Source organism: Lentzea sp. DG1S-22 (genome assembly GCF_036321065.1).
GTDB classification, from domain to species: Bacteria; Actinomycetota; Actinomycetes; order Mycobacteriales; family Pseudonocardiaceae; genus Lentzea; species Lentzea jiangxiensis.
This window is the reverse complement of sequence record NZ_CP143276.1, coordinates 5323705-5346832: the sequence shown is the minus strand read 5'-3', so window position 1 is coordinate 5346832 and position 23128 is coordinate 5323705. Positions and strand designations below refer to the sequence as shown.

The following is a 23128-nucleotide window of genomic DNA, read 5'->3' as shown; positions in this document are numbered from 1 at the left end:
CCAGGCTGGTTTAAGGGTTCTCTCAGGACGACATCCGAAACTATGGGCATGACCGAGAGCAACCAGCCAGCGCAGCAGCCGGACGAGCCCGACTCCGTGCAGCCGAGCGCCGGTCAGACGGACTCCGGCGCGCGGGAGCAGGGCCCGTCGCAGCCGGGTCCCGGCCGGCCGGATCCTTTGCAGGGGGGATCCGGCCAGGCCGGGGCACAGAGCGCCCCGGCGGGCCTGGGCGACGTTCCTGCCTCCTTCACCCCGGCCCAGCCGCAGGTGCCCTCACCTGACGCGGGCCAGGCGCAGCTCGGCGGGTCCGGACCCGGCCGGCAGCTCCCTCCTCCCGGGTCCGGCCAACCTCACCCGTTCGGCCCCGGCGCCACGACCGCGCAGTTCGGCGCGGAGCACCCCGCCGGACCGCCCTCCGGCCCGTTCGCGGGCCCGCAGACGGGTCAGTACTACCTCCCGCCCGGCTTCCAGCCCCCGCCCGCCGCACCGCGCCCCAAGGGCCGCGGGAAGGTCGTGGCGGGCGTCGCCGCCCTCGTGCTGCTCGTCGGCGGGCTCTCCGGTGGCCTCGGCGGCTACCTGGGCTACAACTTCGCGAACGACTCGTCCGCGGTCAGCTCGCTCGACGCGCCCCGCCCGGCGTCCCAGACGAGCAACGCCCCGGCCGGCTCGGTCGAGGACGTGGCGAACAGGCTGCTGCCGTCGGTCGTGCAGATCCAGGTCGTCACGCGGTCCGGCGCCGGCGAGGGCTCGGGCTTCGTGATCTCCAGCAACGGCCAGGTCGTGACGAACAACCACGTCATCGAGGGCGCGGCGGCCGGCGGCACGATCAAGGTCGTGTTCCAGGACGGCAAGACCGCCACCGCGAAGATCCTCGGCCGCGACCCCAGCTCGGACATCGCCGTCATCCAGGCCGAGGGCATCTCGGGTGCGCCGGTCGTGCAGCTCGGCAACTCCGCCGACCTGAAGATCGGCCAGGGCGTCGTCGCGATCGGGTCGCCGTTCGAGCTGTCCGGCACCGTCACCTCCGGCATCGTGAGCTCGCTGAACCGCCCGGTCTCCGCCGGCGGCGACGCCCGCAACTCGCAGGCGACCGTCCTGAACGCCATCCAGACCGACGCCGCGATCAACCCCGGCAACTCCGGCGGCCCGCTGGTGAACATGCAGGGCCAGGTCGTCGGCATCAACTCGGCGATCTACAGCCCGAACTCCGCGGGAGGCCAGGCCGGGTCCGTCGGCATCGGCTTCGCCATCCCGATGGACCAGGCGCGCCGCACGATCGACGAGATCGTGAAGACCGGCAAGCCCAGGCAGACCGTGCTCGGCGTCAAGGTCGAGTCGACCGAGCAGGGCGCCCGGATCTCCGAGATCACCTCCGGCGGCGCGGCCGAGAAGGCCGGGCTGAAGGCCGGGGACGTGATCACCAGGTTCGGCGACCGCCGCATCGACGAGTCGGACACGCTCGTGGCCGCCGTCCGGTCCAAGGCGCCCGGCGACAAGGTCACCATCACGCTGTCCGACAACAGGACGGTGGAAGCCACCCTCGACGGCGTCGAGGTGGGGTAGGTCGGGGGACGCTCGGGTCCGGGGCATCCGCCGCCGCCCTCCCGACCCGAGCGTGACGACCCCGGAGAGGCCCGGACCTGTGAGCACCTGCCCCGCACACAGGTCCGGGCCTCTCCTTACGTCCTCATGACGTCGTGGGCCCGTCCGGCGTTCCTGGCGTTAACGTGGTGCCGTGGTGGAGCGGGTGCTGGTCGTCGAGGACGACACGACGGTGCGCGATGTCGTGCGCCGCTACCTCGAACACGCCGGGTACGAGGTGGAGCTCGCCGGTGACGGGGAGCAGGCGCTGCGGCTGATGGTCGCGCACGAGCCGGACATCGTGGTGCTGGACCTCATGCTGCCGGGCATCGACGGCCTCGAGGTGTGCCGGCGGATCCGGGAACGCGGCAGCACGCCCGTCGTCATGCTGACGGCGCTCGGCGAGGAGGAAGACCGCATCGCCGGGCTGCAGATCGGCGCGGACGACTACGTGACGAAGCCGTTCAGCCCGCGCGAGCTCGCGTTGCGCGTCTCGTCGGTGCTGCGCCGGTCCCACCGGTCCTACGAGCCGCGGGTCGTGCGGGACGGCGACCTGGTGCTGGACGTCGCCGCGCACACCGCCACGGTGAACGACCGGCCGCTGCAGCTGACCACCCGCGAGTTCGACCTGCTGGCGTTCTTGATCGGCAACGCCGGCAAGGCGTTCGGCCGCGCCGAGCTGCTGGAGCGGGTGTGGGGCTGGCAGTTCGGCGACCAGTCGACCGTGACCGTCCACGTGCGACGGTTGCGCGAGAAGATCGAGGAAGACCCCGCGAAGCCGCGCCGGCTGAGCACGGTGTGGGGCGTCGGCTACCGGTACGACCCGTGTTCGACAGGCTGAGCCGCGTCTCGCTGACCACCGCGATGACCGTCATGGTCATCGTGCCGGTGGTCGCGACCATCGCCGGCGTGCTCGTGGTCAGCGGCTTCATGTTCACGCCGATGATGGGCGCCGCGCTGGTCGTGTGCGCGCTGGTCGGCCTGGTCACCGTGCCGTTCTCGATCATGCTGGGCCGGGCGGTCGCGCGCCGCACCATGTGGGAGCGCGAGGCGGAGGCGGCCCGCCGCCAGCTGGTGGCGTGGATCTCGCACGACCTGCGGACGCCGTTGGCCGGCATCCGGGCGATGACCGAGGCGCTGGAGGACGGCGTCGTGTCCGATCCGGGCGAGGTCGCCGTCTACGCCAAGCAGATCGCGCAGGAGGCCGACCACCTCTCGAAGCTCGTGGACGACCTCTTCCAGCTCTCCCGGATCACCGCCGGCGCGCTGAACCTGCCGATGCACGACGTCGCCCTGGCCGACGTGGTCAGCGACGTGGTCGCCGCCTCCCGCCCGGTCGCGGGGCTGAAGGGCGTCGAGCTGCGCGCGGACGCCCGCACGTGGCCCGTCGTGCGGGGCTCCGACCCGGAACTGATGCGTGTCGTGCGCAACCTTGTGTCCAACGCCATCCGCCACACACCGGAGGGCGGCGCGATCGCCGTCCAAGTCGGTGTGGACGGACCGGAAGCCGTGGTGCGCGTGGACGACGCGTGCGGCGGAATCCCCGAAGACGTGCTGCCCCAGGTGTTCGACGTGGGGTTCCGCGGCTCGTCCGCGCGCAACCCGTCCGGCGCCGGACTGGGCCTTTCCATCGCGCGCGGCCTCGTCGAGGCGCACCACGGCCGGATCCACGCGCAGAACCACGGTCCTGGCTGCCGCTTCGAAGTCCGACTCCCGCTACGGTGATCGGTATGGAACGCAGCGCGCAGCGCCTTGGCCGCGCTTTGGTCGTGATCGTGGACGACCGGGTGGCGCACGGTGAGCAGGACGACAACTCCGGGCCTCTCGTCACCGAGCTTCTCGAAGAAGTGGGCTTCATCGTCGACGGCACCGTCGCGGTCGAGGGTGAGGTGGTCGACATCCGGGCCGCGCTCAACACGGCCGTCATCGGCGGCGTCGACCTCGTGGTCACCGTGGGTGGCACCGGCGTGTCCCCGCGCGACGTCACCCCCGACGCCACGCAGGGCGTGCTCGACCGCCCGCTCCACGGCATCGCGGAGGCACTCCGCGCCTCCGGCCTCGCCGCGGGCGCGGTCGACGCGGGCATCTCGCGCGGCCTCGCCGGCGTCTCCGGCAGCACGCTCGTCGTGAACCTCGCGGGCTCGCGCTCCGCGGTCCGCGACGGCATGGCGACGCTGTCGGCGTTGGTGCCCTACGTCATCGAGCAGCTGAGCGGTCTTGACGAAGAGTGAGTCGCCGAAGCCGGCCGACGACGACGCCGCAGCGCGCCGTCGCCGGCTGGCCGAGGTGTTCGGCGACGTGCTGCCGGAGACGACGTCGGACGAGCGCGGCGGCGGGGCTTCGGCGGACGACCGCGAGGCCTGGTACCGCGAGAACAGGCCACCGCACCACGGCGGCTGAGCAGCCGTGCGCTGGTCGCGCCGGGCTGGTTGTGGCTCGGTGTGATGCCGGGTGCTGCCTACGGCTCTGTGGAGCTGTCTGGCGTTGGTGAGCGGTTAGCCGGGCTTCATGGGACGCCTTAGGCCTGTCGATCGCCGCACGCCGTCTACTTGCGGCCGCACAACGTGCCTCGGTGAGCCTCCGACGGGCTCGTGTCGGACCTCTGGCCGTCGTGCCAGGACAAAGCGCGGAGCCGCGGCACATCACCCGCCCGCGGCCCGTCCGGCAATGCTCACACCTCGCATGCCTCGCCCCACCACGGCGGCGAGCCCTCGACGAGCCCCCGGCCCAACCTCAAGCCGTCGGGCCAGGACAAAGCGCGCGGCACCGCAGCTCGGGCGGCGGCTGCGCGCTTCGTCTCGGCGGGGACGGTCGGAGGTCAGATCGCGGGGCCGCGGCGGTCCTGCACCAGGGTGGTCTGCGGCTGGTTGTCCTGCTGGTTCGCCAGCAGGTCGCGGATCTCGATCAGCAGCTCGACGCTCGTCGGCTCGGCCGGGCCCGCCTCCTCGCCCCTCTTGCGGCGGTCCTGGATCTTCTTGATCGGCAGCACCAGGACGAAGTAGACGACCGCGGCGACGATCAGGAAGTTGATCGCGGCGTTGATGACGTTGCTGAAGTCGAGGTAGGTGTCCTCCTTGCCGGAGCGGAGGTAGAAGCCCAGCCCCTTCGTCTCGGCGCTGCCGAGCGAGGCGATGAGCGGCTTGATGAGGCTCGTGGTGAACGCGGTGACGATCGCGGTGAACGCAGTGCCGATGACCACGGCCACGGCCAGGTCGACGACGTTCCCGCGCATCAGGAAGTCTTTGAATCCCTTCAGCATCAGCGGAGAGTAACCGCTAATGGGTGGTCCAGTGACATCGCGGCCACACGAGTCGCATTAAGTCTCGGCAACGTGACCACGACGACCTGACCGCGCGTCTCCCGCACCGACGCGTTCTCGGCGAGCACCTCGCCCGACGCCGACACCACGTCGACCCTGCCGCCGATCCGCACCACGCCGGCGAGGCCCTGGTCGGCCACGCGCACGGCCACCGACGCCTGGTCGCCCGCAGCGTCGGCGAGGTCGAAGTCCGTCAGCGGGACCCCCGCCCGCGCCGGCGACGACAGCGCACGGCCCACCACGGCCCCGGCACCGGAGAACGAGCCGGGCAACGGCTCCGCCAGCGATACGACGCGGACGTCCGCGGCCGTGAGCGCGGCCCCGGCGGGTAGATCTCGCGAGGCGACCACGGCGGGATGGCCCACGTCCGGCCAGAAGGCCGTCACCAGGGCTGCGAGCACCAGCCCCAGGGCCAGCAGGCGGCGCGACGCGGCGGGAGGACGGCGGCGGGCCAGGGAGCGGATCCGGTCGACGGCGGTGCTGGAAAGGGTCATGCCCCTGACCGTAGGGCGGTCAGGGGCAGGTCGAACGGGGCTCAGCCGCAAGTTGTGGACAACTCGCGATCTTCAGGAGGCCGCGGCCGCCGGAGCGCTCGTCGAGGGCTTCGAGTCCGAGGAGGACGCCGAGGTCGACGTCGACGTCGAGGAGGGCGTCGTGGACGACGACGTGCTCTTGGCCGAGCCGGAACGGCTGTCCGTGCGGTAGAAACCGCTGCCCTTGAACACGACACCGACGGCGCCGAAGAGCTTGCGCAGCTTGCCCGAGCACTCCGGGCACTCGGTGAGGGAGGCGTCGCTGAACGACTGCACCGCCTCGAACCGGTGCTCACACGCGGTGCAGGCGTACTGGTACGTAGGCACTGGGTTCGCTCCTAGATCTGGCACTCGACCGTTGTGAGTGCCAACACGATTTTCGCCCAGCACCTTCCCGGAGCGCAAACACCCCAGGTCAACATCACAGCCACCGCAGTCCCGCCGAGGGCGTCAACACGCCGTTCATCCGCACGTCATGGGGTTCCGCGGGCACCTCGTCCAGCACCTCGCAGTCCCTCACCACGGCCACCAGCGGGGCTGTGACCAGCGGCAACGAGCGGTCGTAGTGCCCCTGTCCCTTCCCGAGCCGCACCCCGTCCACCGACACGGCCAGCGCGGGCACGAGCACGAGCGACGCTCCAGCGATCGCCGAGGCGCCGAGCCGGGGCCCGGTCGGCTCCAGCAGCCCCCACGCCGCCGGCGCGAGACCACCCGTCCCGGTGTGCTCGGCCCAGTCGAGCGGCGAGGCCCCCGTGACGACCGGCAGCAGCACCCGGCACCGCAGCCCGCCGAGCCACGAGGCGTCACCGGGCTCCGATCCGACCGGCAGGAACGCGCACACGGTCCGGTCAGGGGCGACGTCGAGGGCGGCGACGTGCGCGGCCAGCGCGGCGGCCTCGGCGGCGCGGACGTCGGCGGGCAACGAACTGCGCGCGGCCAGCAACAGTGAACGCAACGCGGCCTTCCGGTCGCGAAGAGCGGACGTCATGGTGGGTATCCCTCGGTATGTCGTTAGCATCGCAGCCCATGAGCAGCGCCTTCCACACCGCTATCGTGCCCGCGGCCGGTCTGGGCACCCGTTTCCTCCCCACGACCAAAGCCGTGCCGAAGGAACTGCTGCCGCTGGTCGACACCCCCGCCATCGAGTACGTGGCGCGGGAAGCGGCGGAGGCCGGCGCGAAGAAGCTGGTCATCGTGACCTCGCCGACCAAGGCGTCGGTGGCGGGCTACTTCGACGAGAACCCCGACCTCGAGCAGTCGCTGACCGACAAGGGCAAGACCGACCTGGTCGAGAAGATCCAGCGCGCGCCCCGGCTGATCAAGGCCGAGACCGCGATCCAGGACCAGGCCCTCGGGCTCGGTCACGCCGTGGGCTGCGCCGAGGGCAACCTGACCGGTGAGGACGAGGCCGTCGCGGTGCTGCTGCCCGACGACATCATCCTGCCGACCGGCGCGCTGAAGAAGATGGCGGAGGTCCGCCAGGAGAAGGGCGGCAGCGTCCTGCTGGCGTTCGACATCCCGCGCGAGCAGATCTCCGCCTACGGCGTGTTCGACGTCCGCGACACCGGCAGCGACGACGTCAAGCAGGTCGTCGGCATGGTCGAGAAGCCGAAGCCCGAGGAAGCGCCGTCGACGTTCGCCGCGGCCGGCCGGTACCTGCTCGACCGGGCGATCTTCGACGCCCTCAAGCGCATCACGCCCGGCGCGGGTGGCGAGCTGCAGCTCACCGACGCCATCGCGCTGCTGATCAACGAGGGGCACCCCGTGCACGTCGTCGTCCACCGCGGCGGGCGACACGACCTCGGCAATCCCGCCGGATTCCTGCGGGCTGCGGTTGACTTCGCACTCAACACCCCGGAGTACGGACCCGATCTGCGCGAGTGGTTGCGGGAACGCCTCGACAACTCCTGAGCGCGAGGACCAAATCAGATGAGGTCAGTGGACGAGCAGCTCGCCAGGGTGATCGCGGCCGCCGTGCGGCCCGCACCGGTGCGAGTGGCGATCTCCGAGTCGCAGGGCCTGCTCTGCGCCGAGGAGGTCGTCGCGGAACGCGCGTTGCCCGGCTTCGACCAGGCCGCCGTGGACGGTTACGCGGTGCGCAGCGTCGACGTGTCCGGTGCGAACGCGAGCCCCGTGCAGCTGCCGGTCGTCGGGGAGATCCCGGCGGGCTCCCGGCAGCCGCGCAGGCTGCAGCCGGGCCAGGCGGTGCGGATCGCGACGGGCGCTCCGCTGCCGACGCTGGCCGACGCCGTCGTGCCGCTCGGGTACACCGACGGCCACCAGGCCAAGGTGACGGTCAGCCGCAGCGTGCCGTCCGCCGGGTTCGTCCGCCGCACCGGCGAGGACGTGCAGACCGGCGACGTCGCCGTGCGCCGCGGTGCCTCCATCGGTGCCGCCCAGGTGGGTCTGCTGGCCGCGGTCGGGCGCAACAAGGTGCTCGTCCACCCCCGTCCGCGCGTGTCGGTCATCTCGCTCGGCGAGGAGCTCGTCGACGTCGACCGCACGCCCGGGCAGGGCCAGGTCTACGACGTGAACTCGTACGCCCTGGCCGCCGCCGCGCGGGACGCGGGGGCCGAGGTCAGCCGGGTCGGCATCATGTCGGCCGACCCGCGCCGGCTGCGCGAGGTGGTCGAGGGCCGGCTGCTGCTGTCGGAGATCGTCGTGATCGCGGGCGGCGTCGGCGGCTCGGCCGGGGACGAGGTCAGGGCCGCGCTGGCCGACCTCGGCGACATGGACGTCACCCGCGTCGCCATGCACCCCGGCTCCGCGCAGGGCTTCGGGCGGCTGGGCCCGGACGCCGTGCCGACGTTCCTGCTGCCCGCGAACCCGATGAGCGCGCTCGTGGTGTTCGAGGTGCTGGTCAGGCCGCTGATCAGGGCGGCGCTGGGCAAGAAGAACCCGTACCGCCGCGCGGTCTCCGCGCGGCTGCTGTCCCCGCTGCAGTCGACGAAGGGCCGCCGGGGCTTCCTGCGCGGCCAGCTGCTGCGCGACGCGGACAACGGCGAGTACCTGGTGCAGCCGCTCGGCACGTCCGGGTCGCACCTGCTCGCGTCACTGGCCGAGGCCAACTGCCTGATCATGGTCGACGAGGACGTCACGGAGGTCTCCGTCGGTGAAGAGGTGCTGGTGAGCTTCCTGGCGCAGCGTGGATGAGCGCTTTCGCGGACCTGGGCAGGCACCCCGGCTGGCCCGTCCGGCTGGGACCTCTCCAGGTGCGCGCGGGAACCGTTGAGCTGCGCGGTCCGCGGTTGTTCGACGGCTCGAACTGGTCGAAGTTGCGCATCCGCGACCGCGCCTACCTGGAGCGGTGGGAGCCCACGGCGCAGGAGGGCTGGGACGAGCGCAACGCGACGCTGTCCTGGCCCGCCCAGTGGTCGTCGTTGCGCTCGATGGCCCGGCGCGGCACCACGCTGCCGTTCATGATCCTCGTCGACGGCGAGGTCGCGGGTCAGATCACCGTCGGCAACATCGTGCGCGGCTCGCTGCTGTCCGCGTGGATCGGCTACTGGGTGGCCGCGGACCGGGCGGGCGGCGGCGTGGCGACGGCCGCCGTGGCGTTGCTCACCGACCACGCCTTCCGCGGTGCGGGCCTGCACCGCCTCGAAGCCACCGTGCGCCCCGAGAACGCGGCCTCGATCCGTGTGCTGACGAAGTCCGGGTATCGCGAAGAAGGCCTCTTCAAGCGTTATCTGGATGTTGCCGGACAGTGGCGCGACCACCTCTGCTTCGCGCTGACGGTCGAAGAAGTCCCGGATGGTCTGGTGCGCCGTTTGGTCGCACGCGGAGAGGCCCGTCTTCCCTGACGGATGCTTCCGTTCGTCGTAATCACTTCACCCAAAAGTGGGTGATACACCACACTTTCGTACGCACCGCGTGCGGCGTGCCTCCGACACAGGTGTGACTGTTGTGACTAGCGTGGTGACAGCACCACGCGTGGGCCGGGGGAGGTGAACGGGGAATGCCGAGTTCGCTGATCATCGTTGCGCTGGTCGTGGCGTGGCTGGTGGTCCTCGTCCCCATGATGGCCCGCAAGCGCCAGGAGAGTGCGCGCAGCGTGGGGGAGGAGTACGACGCCATGCCCGACGCCGAGTACGACGACATCCACGACATCGACGACGACTACTTCGACGAGGAGGAGTACGTCGAACGCCCGTTCCGGCGCGGCCGCGGTGGCTACGACCCCGAGACCGCCGCGCTGGTGGCGCAGGCGAAGTACGCGCTCCGCCGCAGGGTGGTGGCGTTCCTGCTGATCGCCGCCGTGGCGACCGGGATCGCCGCCGGGGTCTTCCACGCGAAGATCTGGTACGGCCACGCCGCGCTCGACGTGGTGCTCGTGGGCTACCTGATCTACCTGCGCCGGCAGGTGCGGATCGAGGAGGAGATCCGCGCACGCCGGCTCGCCCGCCTGCAGCAGGTGCGCCGCCGCCGTGCGACGGGCCCGCAGCAGCAGCAGCAGCAGGCCCCGATCGCCGTCGCCGCGACCGCCGGTGACGTCGACGGCGGTGCTGCCGTCGCCGAGCCCGCGCAGGCCGTCGCGGAGGCCGAGACCACCCAGGTCGAGGTCGTCGAGGACAAGCCCGCTCTGCCGCCGTTGCCGCGCTACGAACACCACGTGCGTCCGGGCACGATCCCGGTCGACTCCGACGACGAGGACCCGGTCTTCGTCGAGCTGGACGGCCTGGAGTCGCTGCGGTACCGGGGGGCCGTCGGCGCCTAGGAGGGGGTGGTGAAAACACCCCCTCGGGGACTGCTATAGTTCTCTTCGTAAGACCGCAAGGGGCTGTAGCACAGTTGGTAGCGCGTCTCGTTCGCATCGAGAAGGTCAGGGGTTCGATTCCCCTCAGCTCCACAAATTGCACAACATACTAAGAAGCGGCACCCGATTCATCGGGTGCCGCTTCTTAGTTGTTGTGCCGAGGTGGTGGTACCCGTCATCGTCGTCGGACGGCCTTGCGACCGGAGGCGCGCGGTAAGCGCGAACTCGGACCGCAGGAGCCATCTTGCTGCCCGCATCCGGTGTGGGAGGTCGGCGCGGGGTTCCGAAAAGTGCTGGGTGCCGAGCGCTCCACTCGAATGAGTGGTCTTCGCCGATCAGCACATGGACGATCTTTTCGGCGGTAACCAGGATCTCTGGACATCGATCGCCCAGAGGAGACGACATGGACACCGCGAAGCGGCTCATTGCTGTACTCGTTCTCGGCACGGCGTTGGCGGGACTTCCGGCGGCCTCCGCGCTCGCCGACGAGGCCACGCCGCGCGGCACGACGGTGGTGACGGCTCAGGACAACAACGACGACAACGACAGCGGCAACTGGGGCTTGCTGGGCCTCCTCGGTCTGCTGGGCCTTGCGGGCCTGGCGGGACGCAAGCGCCACCAGGTCACCGACCGCACCACGGGGCGGTGACGCGAGCGGGGGCGGCTGGGGTGGGAGCCGGTCATGCGCTTCGGCAACACCCAGATCGAGTTCCTGGGTGGTCGCGGGACGCCTGACGATGCTGGTGCTGTCGGCCCTGCTCACCGTTCTGCTGAACTCCACGCTGTGACGAGCTACCCGAGGTGGGCGGCGTGCCGTTCACCTCGAGTCGTCTGACCGTCGATCACCCGTCCGATCCGTCATCGGACGGCGAAGTCCCAGGCGGAACGGGGTGGTATGCGCCGCTGACGCGGGAGCCTGCCGGTGGGATCAGCAGCTCAGGCCCCTGACAGCCACAAAAGAGTTCTCATGCTGTGCAGTCAGGTCCACAGAGCAAGAAGGACGTCCACTTTGGAGTGGGCGGCCTTCTGCGTTGTCCGGGCGGCAGTGCGCTTTCACACCGGTCGCGTGCGCCGGGAAACTCGATTCGCCCCGCTCCCTCCCGTCGGTACGTTCCGACGCGTGAACAACCTTGGGGGATCGAAAGCGCTGTTCGTCGTGGCGGTGGCCCTTACCGCCGCCGGCTGCTCGCCGGTGCCGGTGACCGGGCAGGGCGACCAGCAGCCAGTCGTGCAGGAGAAGACGTTCGACGTCACGGGCTTCGGGAAGCTGAAGCCCGGCATGTCCAAACAGGACGCGCTCGCCTCCGGTGAGCTCGCCGCCACCGGCGCGGGCAGGTCCGGCACGTGCGAGGACTACCGGTACCAGGGCGCGCCGGCGCGCGACGCCAAGGAGTCGGCTGACGAAACGGCCGCGGAGCAGCAGTTGGAGGCCGCGCAGAAGGCCGCCGACGAGGCCGAGGCGGCGGTCGGCCCGATGCCGAACGCGAACGCGGGAGCCGCGGCCTTCGCGGCGCACGCGGCCAAGGCGGCCGCGTCCGCCGAGGCAGGTGCCAGGGCCGCCGAGCTGGCGGCGGCGTCCGCGCAGCGCGGCGCCGAGCGGGCCGAGGCGCGCGAGGCCAACGGTGGCGTGCTGTTCGCGGGCGACAGGATCCGCCTGCTGCTGCCGCCTCCCGGGGTGAAGTCGGCCAAGGGCATCGCCGCGGGGGCGACGGTCGACGACGTCAAAGCGGCGTACCCGACCGTGCGGCAGCGGGACGAGAAGACCTGGGACGTGCCGGTGCCCGACCAGCCCGGAACCGTCCTGAGCTTCCACTTCGCCAACGGCAAGCTCGTGACGTTCCTGCTCTTCAACGCCGACGCGAAGTGCAGCTGACCTGAACCAACCGGGCCGCCCGCCGTAATGCGGGCGGTCCGTTCGTCTATATAACGGCCGTAAGCCCGTTCGGCTCCCGAAAGGCTGTGCCCATGAGCGACGCGCCGCAGGACGAAGTGACAGTCCTGTCCGCTGAGGCCCTCGCCCAGTTGAAGTCGTTCCCGCTGCACGGCGATGAACGGTTGCAGAACAAGCTGCTGTGGAAGTCGCCCAACGGCGACACCATCGTCGGCCTGATCCAGATGGCACCGGGCGCGCGCGACGCCGGCCACAACCACCCGTCGGCGACGCAGCACACGTGGGTCATCGACGGCACGGTGAGCATCGGCGGCATCGAGGCGACGGCGGGCTCCTACGCGTTCGTGCCTCCGGGCGTCGACCACGAGACCATCGCGGGCGATGAGCCGGTGACGATGTTCTACGTCTACCAGCCGTTCGCGCCGGAACACGACCACCACGACCACTGATTTTCGCGCTCACCCATCTATGGGGTGAAGTTCGGTGAACAACGCGGCCGCCACAAATAGCTTTCTCTTCATGAGACCTGTGGTCGCCGCGTTATTACTCTTGGCCGTCACCTCCAGCGGAGCAGCGGCGTCCACGGCCGTCCCCGCCGCCCGGTGCACGGCCGCCCGTCCTGTCGTCTCCAGCACGGAGACAGCCGTGGAAGCGCGCGTTCTCACCGGCTGCACCGCCGGTGAGCTCGTCGTCTTCCGGGCGTCCCTGACCATGCGCGCCCACGGCACCGCCTGCACCGCGATCTCCGAAGAGCTCGAAGCGGACCCGGCCACCGAGCCGCAGTGGGTCCGCACCCGCCTGGAACTGGCCTGCGCACCCGGTGAGAAGGGCCTGCTCGGCTCGCAGATCACCGTCGAGATGCGCGACCACCGGAACACCCTCGTCGCCACCTACGGACTCGGCGACTCCCGCACGGAGCGCGATCCGGCGGCGCAGCACCTGTGGACCGTCGAGTTCCTCGCGGGCCTCGGCGACCTGCCGGTGGCACCCGACCCGGCCGTGGAGTCGTCCGGCGGATCGGTGGGGCGGGGCAGTTCGCGCACCTTCTCCGACCACCGGGTTCTCGCCGGCTGACGTCCTCTTCCCCGCGTTCGCCCGTGCTGCCTTCGATAACGAATCGTGCAGCCCGGGCGACTTCGGTCAACGGAGCCGTCCACAGCAACGTGTTAGTGCCAGGAGGCCGTACACGGGCGGGACGGAGGTACAACGCAGTGATCAAGGAAAGGGTTGCTGTGGCGTCCACCGCAGACCGATCACGCACCGTAGGCTGACAGGGCGCCTAGGCTGGGGGTGATCTCGGAAGGGGTGGTGTACGTCGTGGGGCTCGCGGAGTCCTTGCTCACGTGGCTGCACGGCTTCGTGGGCGCGAGTGTCTGCCCCGGTGACTGGGTGTGGACCACGACGGCGCTCGGCGCGGTTCTCGGCTTGTTCCCGACGATCGGGGCGCTGCTGTCCATCGCGGTGCGCCGGGTCGTGGGCAACTCCTACGGTCCGGTGACGGGTGCGATCTTCACCGTGCTCGGCGTCGCCAGCTGCCTGGTGCTGCCGTGGCTCGTCATGCGCGGGACCGTGCAGGGGCTGGGCGGGCGCACCATCGCGGGGTCCGCGTCGCTGGACGAGGCCACCTGCTTCGGGACGTTCTCGCAGGGCAGCTACCTGGTGGACGGGGCGCCGTCGATCGTCGGCGTGGTCCGGCAGCCGCTGGCGGAGCCGGTGTTCCTGGTCGCCGCGTGCATCACCGTCGTGCTGGCGCTGCTGTGCCTGCTGTTCGTCATGCTGCAGTCGGGGTCGGCGTTCCGGCTCGGGCCGAACTGGCCGCGCCGGGTCTTCTGGCCGATGTTCCTGGTACTGCTCGTGACGACGTCTGCGTTCCCCGTGACGTTGGTCGGGCACGTGCTCCTCGGGTTCCTGCCGATTGCGATAATCGGGTCAATCGTCGTGCGGATTTTCGGGTTGACTACCGCCATGCTGAACCGCCCCGGCCGCGACCGGTCCCAGGACCGGAACCCGCAGAGCTCGCCGCCACCGCAGCCGGTGGCGCGCACGCCGCAGCCCCAGCTCCCGCAGAAGAAGGCGCCGACGAAGCCGATCACGGCCGCGCAGCACCAGCCGCCGCACACCCCGTCGCAGAAGCCGCCGCCGTACCAGCCGGCGAACGTGCCGAAGTACCAGCCGGCGCCGATGAACCGGCCGATGCGTCCCGTGACGCACCCGCAGCCCCAGCCCCAGAACCAGCCGCCCAAGCAGTACCCGCCGACCCGCGTCGCCGAGGTGCTGCCGCAACCGGCGCCGCCGCAGCCGTCGAACCCGGCGGTGCTCGCGGACACGCCGGGGCCGCTGCCGTTCGGACCGGGTGCGGCCAACGCCGAGTCGCCCGCGCCGGTGCAGAAGTCGGGCAAGGTCTGGAACCCCGGCAACGGCCGCTTCCGCCGCGTCCGCCAGCTCGGCTCCGGCGGTTTCGGCACGGTCTGGCTGGCCGTCGACGAGCAGCTCGACCGCACGGTCGCGGTGAAGCTCGCGCACGCCCCGGACAACGAGACCGAGGCGCGCATGCTCCGCGAGGCCCGCGCGCTCGCCGCGGTCCGCCACCCGAACTGCGTGCGCGTGTTCGACATCGTCCAGGACCCGGACGGCCTCGCCCTGGTCATGGAGTACATCGAGGGCGCCTCGCTGTCCGAGACGGTCCTGAAGAACGGCCTGATCGACGACAAGCTCGCCGCCCGCCTCTGGCTGAACATGGCCGACGCGCTGGCGGCGGCCCACGACCGGGGCGTGCTGCACCGCGACGTGAAGCCGTCCAACGTGATCGTCGACGGCCAGGGCACCGCGCACCTGATCGACTTCGGCATCGCCCGCTCCAAGGGCGACAGCACCCTCACGGCCACGGGCATGATGGTCGGCACCCCGGACTTCCTCGCCCCGGAAACGGCGCGGGGCGAGACGGCCTCGCCGGCCTCGGACTCCTGGCAGCTGGCCGCGACGGTCTCCTACGCCCTGACGGGCCACCCGCCGCGCGGTTCGCGGGAGAACCCGATCTCCTCGCTGATGGCCGCGGCCCAGGGCGAGCCGATCACCAAGCTGCCGCAGAACAGCGCGCACGCCCGCCTGCTCCTCGCGGCGATGGACCCGGAACCGAACCGCCGTCCGACGCTCGCGCAGGTGCGGGGCCAGCTCGCGCAGTTCCTCGACCAGCAGGGGATGAGCAAGGAGGGCCCGGTGACGAAGATGATCACCAAGCCGGGACCGCCTCCCACGAAGCACATGCCGATGTAGGCGAACGGGTGAAGACCTCGCGCGGTGGCTGACGGTCGTCAAAGGGTCAACGACGACAGCGTTGCCTCCTGACCGCAACGCCGCCATGCGAGGGGAACCCGATGACCGCTGAAGAGAGCTGGCACGCCGCACGCCTGATCCCGACCTGGGGCATCAACGGTGCCGAGGAGCTCTCGGTGCGGGACGCGGTGGAGGCTCGCACGCCGCGGTCGACGGCAAGATCGCACCCGACGTCGTGCTCCGGTTCGGCCCGAGCCGGTGCAGGCGCGGGAGGCCCCGCCGACGTGTCGCCGCCCGTCCCGCAAGGGGTCTAGGCGGACCGGGTGAACGTGGGACCGGCCCGTAACGGCGGTTCACCGTTCAACGACCTAAGCCGTGGTCTGCCCGGAAAGCCCCGGCATCTCACGGGATGCCCAGCGAAGAGTGGTGAGGCGGTTTCCGCCGATCGCCTCACCACTCACCTCGGTCCGGATGGCCGAATCCGCTTGCGCAACAGCAAGAACCCCGACGGCGCCCGCGACGACCAGTCCCACGACCCACACGGGCAAGGGCTTTCCCGCGAACTCGTCCGGCACCACGGCGACGGGGCCACACCGGAAGGCCGGGCAGACCCTGCTGTGGCAGCGAGGTCAGGTCACCTTCAGGCTCGAGGGCGACCTGACCAGGGAGAGGGCGCTGGAGATCAGCGCCAGCTGGGCAGCCACAGCTGCTGCTGCCACATCTCCGGCGTGATCGGGTTGCCGTTCAGGATCGGCCACAGCCACACGAAGTTCGCCACGACGATGCCGACGTACAGCGCCACGGCCAGCAGACCCGTGCCGCGGCGTTCGGCGCCCGCGGACGAACGGCCGAGGACCTCGCCCAGCGCCAGCACGATCAGCAGCACGAGGAAGGGCGCCATCGGCGTGACGTAGAAGAAGTACATCTGCCGGTCGAGGTTCAGGAACCACGGCAGCAGGCCCGCCGCGTAGCCGACCAGGACGCCGGCGTAGCGCCAGTCCATCCGGCCGACGGTGCGGAAGATCGCCCAGCCGATCACCGGGAACGCGAGCCACCACATGGCGGGCGTGCCGATCAGCATGATCGCGCCGAGGCACGACGCAGCGCCGCAGCCGGTGACGGTGTTGTCGTAGTAGTAGAGCATCGGACGCAGGCCCATCGGCCACGTCCACGGCTTGGACTCCCACGGGTGCCTGTTGGTCTCCGAGGTGACCAGCTCGACGTGGAACTTGTAGACGTTCTTCGCGTTGTACCAGAGCGACTGCAGGACGTCCGGGATGTAGCCGACGTCCTGGACCTTGCTGCCGACCACGTGCCGGTCGATGCCGGTCTCGCTGGCCATCCACGGGAACCACGTCGTGACGTAGACGAGCACCGGGATCGCGACCAGGCCGCCGAGCGACGGCAGCACGTCCTTGACCAGGGCGCCCAGCCACGGCTCCTCGACGCCCGCGGCCCGGCGCGCCAGCGCGCTCCAGACGACCGTCAGCAGGCCGAAGGCCGCGATGTACCAGATGCCCGACCACTTGATGCCGCACGCCAGACCGAGGCACACGCCCGCGCCGAAGCGCCACCAGCGGAAGCCGAGCCACGGCCCGAACGCCGAGTTGTTGACGAAGCCCTCGCGCACGGCGACGGCCAGCCGCGCCCGCACCTGTTCGCGGTCGACCACCAGACAGCCGAACGCGGCCACGACGAACAGCGCCAGGAAGATGTCGAGCATGCCCATCCGCGACTGGACGTGCGAGACGCCGTCCGCGATGAGCAGGACGCCCGCCAGCGCGCCGAGCAGGTCGGACCGGGTCAGGCGGCGCGCGATGCGGACGATCAGCAGGATGGTGATCGCACCGGCGAGCGCCGAGGCGAACCGCCAGCCGAGGCCGTCGTAGCCGAAGAGCTCCTGGCCGATCGCCATCAGCTGCTTCGACAGCGGCGGGTGCACGATCAGCTCGTAGCCCGGGTTGTCCTCGTAGCCGCCGTTGCGCAGCACCTGTGCCGTCTGCGGCACGTAGTGCTTCTCGTCGAAGATCGGCGTGCCCTTGTCCGTCGGATAGCCGACGTTCCAGAAGCGCACGACGGCACCGATCAGCGTCACGACGGCCGTCATGAGCCACCCGCGCATCCGGTCTCCGGACGGAGGCGGGTCGAGTGCGGCCGCACGATCCGTGCGCGGCTCCTCGACGACGACGGGCGCCTCTCCTGGCTGCACGAGGACTGTCACGTCGCCGATCGTAGGGTGAAGCCTGTGAGTCCTGTATCCGGTTCAGGCCGTCTTGTTCTGGCGGCCACCCCGCTCGGCGACATCCGCGACGCCTCCGCACGGCTGGTCGAGGCCCTCGAGACCGCCGACGTGATCGCCGCGGAGGACACCCGCCGGCTGCACAGCCTGGCCGCCGCGCTGCAGGTCAAGCCGTCCGGGCGGGTGATCAGCTTCTACGACCAGAACGAGGTCGGGCGCCTTCCGGGGCTGATCGAGTCGCTGCACGGCGGCGAGACCGTGCTGCTCGTGACGGACGCCGGGATGCCGTCGGTTTCCGATCCCGGCTACCGGCTCGTCGCCGCGTGCGTCGAGCAGGACATCACGGTCACGTGCCTGCCGGGGCCGTCCGCGGTGACGACGGCGCTCGCCCTGTCCGGCCTGCCGAGCGACCGGTTCGCGTTCGACGGCTTCCCGCCGCGCAAGTCCGGCGAGCGCAGGCGCTGGTTCGCCCCGCTGGCCACCGAGCAGCGCACCGTCGTCTTCTTCGAGGCCCCCCACCGGCTCGCGGACACCCTCCGGGACGCCGTCGAGGTGCTCGGTCCCGACCGCCGCGCCGCCGTGTGCCGCGAGCTCACGAAGAAGTACGAGGAGGTCGTCCGCGGCACGCTGGGCGAGCTCGCCGAGTGGGCCGTGGAAGGCGCACGCGGCGAGATCACCGTCGTGCTGGGTCCCGCGCCCGCGCAGGAGAAGCCCGACCTCGACGCGCTCGTCGCCGAGGTGAAGCAGCGCGTCGCGGACGGTGAGCGGATGAAGTCGGCCGCCGCCGAGGTCGCGGAGGCGGCCGGGATCAGCAAGAAGACCCTCTACGACGCGGCGGTCAGGTCGAGCTGACGCGCGCGCCGGGAGCTTCTCCCACTCGGTGGAAACCGCCTGGCACCGCCTCCGTAGGCTATGCGCATGAGTGCCTCCGTACTGACCGCGGTGGCCTGGCCTTACGCCAACGGCCCCAGGCACATCGGTCACGTCTCCGGTTTCGGTGTCCCGTCCGACGTCTTCTCCCGCTACATGCGAATGTCCGGACACCGGGTGCTCATGGTCAGCGGCACGGACGAGCACGGCACGCCCATCCAGGTGCAGGCCGAGAAGGAAGGGCTCACCGCCCGCGAGCTCGCCGACAAGTACAACCGCGTCATCGCCTCCGACCTCCAGGGCCTCGGCCTGTCCTACGACCTCTTCACCCGCACGACCACCGGCAACCACTACCAGGTCGTGCAGGCCCTGTTCTCCGCGCTGTGGAAGAACGGCTACGTCGTCCCCAAGACGGAGATGGGTGCCATCAGCCCGTCGACCGGCCGCACGCTGCCCGACCGCTACATCGAGGGCACCTGCCCGATCTGCGGCTACGACGGCGCGCGCGGCGACCAGTGCGACAACTGCGGCAACCAGCTCGACCCGGTCGACCTGAAGAACCCGCGCTCGAGGATCAACGGCGAGGTCCCGAAGTTCATCGAGACCGAGCACCTGTTCCTCGACCTGCCCTCGTTCATCGACTCGCTCGGCTCGTGGATGTCCACGCGCACCGAGTGGCGCCCGAACGTGCTCAAGTTCTCGCAGAACCTCATCAAGGACCTGCGGCCGCGCGCCATCACCCGCGACCTCGACTGGGGTGTGCCGATCCCGCTCGACGGGTGGAGCGACCAGCCGATGAAGCGGTTCTACGTGTGGTTCGACGCGGTCATCGGGTACCTGAGCGCCTCGGTGGAGTGGGCCCGCCGTTCCGGCGACGACGACGCCTGGAAGGAGTTCTGGACCGGTGACGCCCAGGGCTACTACTTCATGGGCAAGGACAACATCGTCTTCCACTCGCTGATCTGGCCGTCGCTGCTGCTCGGGCAGAACGGCGCGGGCGACAAGGGCGGCGAGCCCGGCCGGTTCGGCACGCTGAACCTGCCGACCGAGGTCGTGTCGTCGGAGTACCTGACGATGAGCGGCTCGAAGTTCTCCACCTCGCGCGGCACCGTGATCTACGTCGGCGACTTCCTGGAGGAGTTCGGGCCGGACGCGCTGCGGTACTTCATCTCCGTCGCGGGTCCCGAGAACCAGGACACCGACTTCACCTGGGAGGAGTTCGTCCGCCGGACGAACTACGAGCTGGCGAACGAGTGGGGCAACCTGGTCAACCGCTCGATCTCCATGGCGCACAAGAACGTCGGCGCCATCCCGAAGGCCACGGCCCTGACGCCCGCCGACCACGAGCTGCTCGCGCAGTCCAAGGCGGCGTTCGGCACGGTCGGCGCGCACCTGCGCCGCTCCCGGTTCAAGCAGGCCTCCGGCGAGGCCATGCGCGTGATCTCGCTGGCGAACAAGTACCTGTCCGACCAGGAGCCGTGGAAGCTCAAGGACGACCCGGAGCGCCGCGACTCGGTGCTGCACACGGCGCTGCAGGTGGTCCAGGACGCGAACACGCTCATGACGCCGTTCCTGCCGCACTCGGCGCAGAAGGTGCACGAGGCGTTGGGCGGCACGGGCGTGTGGGCCGCACAGCCGGAGATGACCGAGGTCGCCGACCTGGACGTCCCCGAGCGCTCGTACCCGGTGCTGACCGGTGACTACGCCGGCGAGCAGGCCAAGTGGGAGTCCACGCCGATCGAGGTCGGTCGCCCGCTGCAGAAGCCGTCGCCGCTGTTCGCGAAGCTCGACGCGAAGCTCGGCGAGGTCGGGCCCGAGTGGGCTCCGATCGTGACCGACTAGTGGCGGAGAAGAAGGAACGACCGCCGGTGCCGGAAGCCCTTCCGGCACCGGTGATCGACGCCCACACGCACCTCGACGCGTGCGGCGCCACCTCACCGGAAGACGTGGCGGTGCTGCTCGACCGCGCGAACGCCGCCGGGGTCTCGCACGTGGTCACCGTGGCGGACGACTTGGCCGCCGCCACGTGGGCCGCCGAAGCGTCCACTTGGGACCCGCGGGTCTACGCCGCGGTGGCCGTGCACCCGACGCGCACCTCGTCGTTCGGCGACGCGGAGAAGGCGGAACTGGAGCGGCTGGCCGTCCTGCCGCGCGTGGTGGCGATCGGCGAGACCGGTCTCGACTACTACTGGGACTACTCGCCGCCGGCCGCCCAGCACGAGGCCTTCCGTTGGCACATCGACCTTTCCAAGCGCGTCGGGAAGCCGTTGATGATCCACGACCGGGACGCGCACGAGGACATCCTCGAGATCCTCGACGCCGAGGGCGCACCGTCCACTGTGGTCTTCCACTGCTTCTCCGGCGACGCGGACTTCGCCCGGCGGTGCGTCGACGCGGGGTACGTCCTGTCGTTCGCCGGCCCGGTGACGTTCAGGAACGCCCGCGCGCTGCGGGAGGCGGCGGTGCTGGTGCCGCAGGACCAGCTGCTGGTCGAGACGGACGCGCCGTTCCTGACGCCGCACCCGTACCGGGGCCGTCCGAACGAACCCTATTGTGTGAATTACACAGTTCGGGATCTTGCCACTCTCCGTGGCGAAGATCTTTCTGAACTCTGCACCGCCGTCACCCGTACTGCTCAACGAGTGTTCGGCTTCGACCGCTGAAAAATGACTTGGAGCAAACGGAGTACAGGGTTCCTACCTCCATGGGTGACTGAGGTCACAACATCGGTAGGGGTGTTTGCGCAACGTGCTTTGCCCCGTTACTGTCCCGTGACCGTGCCACCTGAACCGACGTTGTCGGTTCGGAGCACGCCCGCAGTCGGGGCGGGACCGAAGCCAGAAGCGACAAGCAGCGAGACCACGTAGGAGGAGTTGCCGGGAACCTTCGAGCTCCAACTCGAATGATCTTGTCAACGCCAACTGTGCGGTGGCCTCACAGCTTCCGCAATGGAGGTATCGACCCTGATGTCCGGTAGCGACAGAACTGCCGCTCCTTACGACTTCAACGAGGACACCGACTGGTTCACGCCGGTCGGGGGCACCGCGGTTGGCGTCGTCGATCCCCACCCGAGCTTTCCCGCCGGTGCGCTGACCATCACGCCCGCGGACGTGCTCGAGGTGCTCGGACCGGACGCGGACGACCTGCTCGCCTCGGCCAACGTCGACGTCGACGAGCTGATCCGTCTCATCAACGCCGAGACGACGATCATGCCGCCCCTCGTCCTCCCGTCGGAGGAAGAGGAGAAGAGCGACCCGCAGCTGCTCGTCAAGGCCGCCACGAACTGGAAGCGCCGCTTCCTCAAGGGCGCGGTCGCCGCGGTCCTCGTGTCGATCTCCGGCGGCGGCGTGACCGCGATGGCGATGGACAAGTCGCTGACCGTCGAGGTCGACGGCGCGCTGCAGACCGTCCACTCCTACGAGGGCACGGTCGGCGAGGTCCTGGCGGAAGAAGGCATCGTCGTCGGTGAGCACGACGCCCTGTCCCCGTCGCTGAACGCCCCGATCTCCGACGGCGGCAAGATCAGCCTCGACCGCGGCCGCCTGCTCAAGATGAGCGTCGACGGCCAGGCCCGCGAGGACTGGGTCCGCTCCGTCACCGTCGAGGAAGCCGCCAAGCAGCTCGGCGTGAACCTCGAAGGCGCGTGGATGTCCGCGCCCGGCTCGCAGGACGTGCCGCTCGAGGGCATGAACCTCGAGGTCAAGACCAGCAAGACCATCAAGCTGTTCGACGGCGCGAACCCGGTCCGCGAGGTCAAGACCACCGCCCTCACCGTCGACGAGCTGCTGAAGTCCGAGAACCTCTCCCTCGGCCCCGAGGACGCCGTCTCGTCCGGTGCCGACGTGAAGCTCGCCACCGGCGCCGAGGTCTACATCTCCCGCACCGGCGTCACGGTCATCAACGTGAACGAGCCGGTCGCCGCGCCGGTCGAGAAGACCAACGACCCGAACATGAACGCGGGCGAGCAGAAGGTCGTCGACCCCGGCGCCGCCGGCGAGCAGATCTCCCAGTACCGCGTGACCGTGAAGAACGGCAAGGAGATCAGCCGCGAGAAGCTGGGCAGCAAGGTCACCAAGGAGCCGAAACCCAAGAAGATCGTCGTGGGCACCAAGCCCCTCCCCGGCGGCGAGGTCTGGGACCGCCTCGCCAAGTGCGAAGCGGGCGGCAACTGGGCCATCAACACCGGCAACGGCTACTACGGCGGCCTGCAGTTCAACAAGAGCACCTGGGACGCCTACGGCGGCGCGGCCTTCGCCGCCTACCCGCACCAGGCGACGCGCGAACAGCAGATCGCCATCGCCACCAAGCTCCGCGACGGCCGCGGCGGCACGTACTCGGCGTGGCCGGGCTGCCGCGCCAAGCTCGGCCTGCCGTAGACCCGCGTCGCCTCCCCGTCCCCCGCACGAAGGCCGTCCTGGTTCGCCAGGGCGGCCTTCGCGGTTCCGCCCACCTGTGCCGTGTGCGGGTTTCCGGCCGCGGGCACCTCGGCTGCGGCTGACGGCGGTGAGCGGCCGCGCTGGAGGCGGTGAGGCGGGAGCCGGAGTTGGGCGAGCACCCGTGCCTTGTGCGGGGTTGGCGGTGCGAAGGGCTTGGCGCGGGCAGGCTCGCGCAAGGGTCCCCTCGAATTCGGCGTCCCCCGCGACCGACCGTACTCGGCGGGTCTGAC

General features: G+C 70.5%; 24 protein-coding genes and 1 tRNA gene. 20 read left to right on the top strand and 5 right to left on the bottom strand.

Annotated features, from left to right (window positions below):
* The first annotated feature begins 48 nt into the window (after positions 1-48).
* From V1227_RS24740 to V1227_RS24720, 5 genes are all read left to right on the top strand, one after another.
* Positions 49-1563: a S1C family serine protease gene (locus V1227_RS24740; RefSeq protein WP_329787890.1), complete on the top strand. Its 1515-nt coding sequence runs from the start codon at positions 49-51 to the stop codon at positions 1561-1563.
* Positions 1564-1735: 172 nt separating this feature from the next.
* Positions 1736-2422, top strand: coding sequence for a response regulator transcription factor (locus V1227_RS24735; protein WP_329787889.1), 687 nt, complete (start codon positions 1736-1738; stop codon positions 2420-2422).
* A gap of 23 nt (positions 2423-2445) precedes the next feature.
* Positions 2446-3306 (top strand): sensor histidine kinase, encoded by an 861-nt coding sequence (locus tag V1227_RS24730; protein WP_329794100.1) that lies wholly within the window; start codon positions 2446-2448, stop codon positions 3304-3306.
* Positions 3307-3311: 5 nt separating this feature from the next.
* Positions 3312-3812: a MogA/MoaB family molybdenum cofactor biosynthesis protein gene (locus tag V1227_RS24725; protein ID WP_090097306.1), complete on the top strand. Its 501-nt coding sequence runs from the start codon at positions 3312-3314 to the stop codon at positions 3810-3812.
* Positions 3799-3981 (top strand): hypothetical protein, encoded by a 183-nt coding sequence (locus V1227_RS24720; RefSeq protein ID WP_329787888.1) that lies wholly within the window; start codon positions 3799-3801, stop codon positions 3979-3981. Before V1227_RS24725 ends, V1227_RS24720 begins: the two co-directional genes overlap by 14 nt.
* A 418-nt stretch (positions 3982-4399) precedes the next feature.
* On the opposite strand, the gene mscL is transcribed toward V1227_RS24720, so the two are convergent.
* The 4 genes from mscL to V1227_RS24700 all read right to left on the bottom strand — a co-directional run bounded on the left by mscL (position 4400) and on the right by V1227_RS24700 (position 6421).
* Entirely contained in the window at positions 4400-4840 is a 441-nt protein-coding gene (gene mscL / locus V1227_RS24715; RefSeq protein WP_329787887.1) for a large-conductance mechanosensitive channel protein MscL, read from the bottom strand.
* The gene (locus V1227_RS24710) at positions 4840-5394 is read right to left on the bottom strand and encodes an SAF domain-containing protein (RefSeq protein ID WP_329787885.1); all 555 of its coding nucleotides are present in this window, start codon (positions 5392-5394) and stop codon (positions 4840-4842) included. The genes mscL and V1227_RS24710 overlap by 1 nt, the downstream gene beginning before the upstream one ends.
* Before the next feature lie 72 nt (positions 5395-5466).
* Positions 5467-5760, bottom strand: coding sequence for an FmdB family zinc ribbon protein (locus V1227_RS24705; RefSeq protein WP_329787884.1), 294 nt, complete (start codon positions 5758-5760; stop codon positions 5467-5469).
* Between the two features lie 94 nt (positions 5761-5854).
* Entirely contained in the window at positions 5855-6421 is a 567-nt protein-coding gene (locus V1227_RS24700; protein ID WP_329787883.1) for a 5-formyltetrahydrofolate cyclo-ligase, read from the bottom strand.
* Between the two features lie 38 nt (positions 6422-6459).
* Here V1227_RS24700 and V1227_RS24695 point away from each other — a divergent pair, with 38 nt between their 5' ends.
* The 11 genes from V1227_RS24695 (at position 6460) to V1227_RS24645 (ending at position 15667) form a co-directional block, all read left to right on the top strand.
* Positions 6460-7344, top strand: coding sequence for a UTP--glucose-1-phosphate uridylyltransferase (locus V1227_RS24695; protein ID WP_329787882.1), 885 nt, complete (start codon positions 6460-6462; stop codon positions 7342-7344).
* An 18-nt stretch (positions 7345-7362) separates the two neighbouring features.
* Complete coding sequence (glp, locus tag V1227_RS24690; RefSeq protein WP_329787881.1) at positions 7363-8586, top strand: molybdotransferase-like divisome protein Glp; 1224 nt, start codon at positions 7363-7365, stop codon at positions 8584-8586.
* Positions 8583-9236, top strand: coding sequence for a GNAT family N-acetyltransferase (locus tag V1227_RS24685; protein WP_329787880.1), 654 nt, complete (start codon positions 8583-8585; stop codon positions 9234-9236). Before glp ends, V1227_RS24685 begins: the two co-directional genes overlap by 4 nt.
* 155 nt (positions 9237-9391) lie before the next feature.
* Positions 9392-10150, top strand: a complete 759-nt coding sequence (gene sepX / locus V1227_RS24680) for a divisome protein SepX/GlpR (protein WP_329787879.1) — start codon at positions 9392-9394, stop codon at positions 10148-10150.
* Positions 10151-10209: 59 nt separating this feature from the next.
* A tRNA-Ala gene (locus tag V1227_RS24675) sits at positions 10210-10282 on the top strand.
* A 310-nt stretch (positions 10283-10592) separates the two neighbouring features.
* The gene (locus tag V1227_RS24670; RefSeq protein ID WP_329787878.1) at positions 10593-10838 is read left to right on the top strand and encodes a WGxxGxxG family protein; all 246 of its coding nucleotides are present in this window, start codon (positions 10593-10595) and stop codon (positions 10836-10838) included.
* 471 nt (positions 10839-11309) lie between these two features.
* A complete protein-coding gene (locus tag V1227_RS24665; RefSeq protein ID WP_329787877.1) occupies positions 11310-12062 on the top strand; it encodes a hypothetical protein in 753 nt (250 codons plus the stop codon).
* Between the two features lie 92 nt (positions 12063-12154).
* The gene (locus V1227_RS24660; protein WP_329787876.1) at positions 12155-12529 is read left to right on the top strand and encodes a cupin domain-containing protein; all 375 of its coding nucleotides are present in this window, start codon (positions 12155-12157) and stop codon (positions 12527-12529) included.
* A gap of 196 nt (positions 12530-12725) precedes the next feature.
* Positions 12726-13154, top strand: coding sequence for a hypothetical protein (locus V1227_RS24655; protein ID WP_329787875.1), 429 nt, complete (start codon positions 12726-12728; stop codon positions 13152-13154).
* A gap of 216 nt (positions 13155-13370) precedes the next feature.
* Positions 13371-15353, top strand: coding sequence for a serine/threonine-protein kinase (locus V1227_RS24650; protein WP_329787874.1), 1983 nt, complete (start codon positions 13371-13373; stop codon positions 15351-15353).
* Positions 15354-15454: 101 nt separating this feature from the next.
* Positions 15455-15667: a hypothetical protein gene (locus V1227_RS24645; protein WP_329787873.1), complete on the top strand. Its 213-nt coding sequence runs from the start codon at positions 15455-15457 to the stop codon at positions 15665-15667.
* 368 nt (positions 15668-16035) lie between these two features.
* Here V1227_RS24645 and V1227_RS24640 read toward each other — a convergent pair whose 3' ends face one another.
* Positions 16036-17574 (bottom strand): dolichyl-phosphate-mannose--protein mannosyltransferase, encoded by a 1539-nt coding sequence (locus V1227_RS24640; RefSeq protein ID WP_329787872.1) that lies wholly within the window; start codon positions 17572-17574, stop codon positions 16036-16038.
* A gap of 24 nt (positions 17575-17598) precedes the next feature.
* Here V1227_RS24640 and rsmI point away from each other — a divergent pair, with 24 nt between their 5' ends.
* The 4 genes from rsmI (at position 17599) to V1227_RS24620 (ending at position 22838) form a co-directional block, all read left to right on the top strand.
* Complete coding sequence (rsmI, locus tag V1227_RS24635) at positions 17599-18444, top strand: 16S rRNA (cytidine(1402)-2'-O)-methyltransferase (RefSeq protein ID WP_236220462.1); 846 nt, start codon at positions 17599-17601, stop codon at positions 18442-18444.
* A gap of 66 nt (positions 18445-18510) precedes the next feature.
* Complete coding sequence (gene metG / locus V1227_RS24630; RefSeq protein ID WP_329787871.1) at positions 18511-20304, top strand: methionine--tRNA ligase; 1794 nt, start codon at positions 18511-18513, stop codon at positions 20302-20304.
* Positions 20304-21125, top strand: coding sequence for a TatD family hydrolase (locus V1227_RS24625; RefSeq protein ID WP_329787870.1), 822 nt, complete (start codon positions 20304-20306; stop codon positions 21123-21125). Before metG ends, V1227_RS24625 begins: the two co-directional genes overlap by 1 nt.
* A gap of 303 nt (positions 21126-21428) precedes the next feature.
* Positions 21429-22838: a transglycosylase family protein gene (locus V1227_RS24620; RefSeq protein WP_329787869.1), complete on the top strand. Its 1410-nt coding sequence runs from the start codon at positions 21429-21431 to the stop codon at positions 22836-22838.
* The last annotated feature ends 290 nt before the right edge of the window (positions 22839-23128 follow it).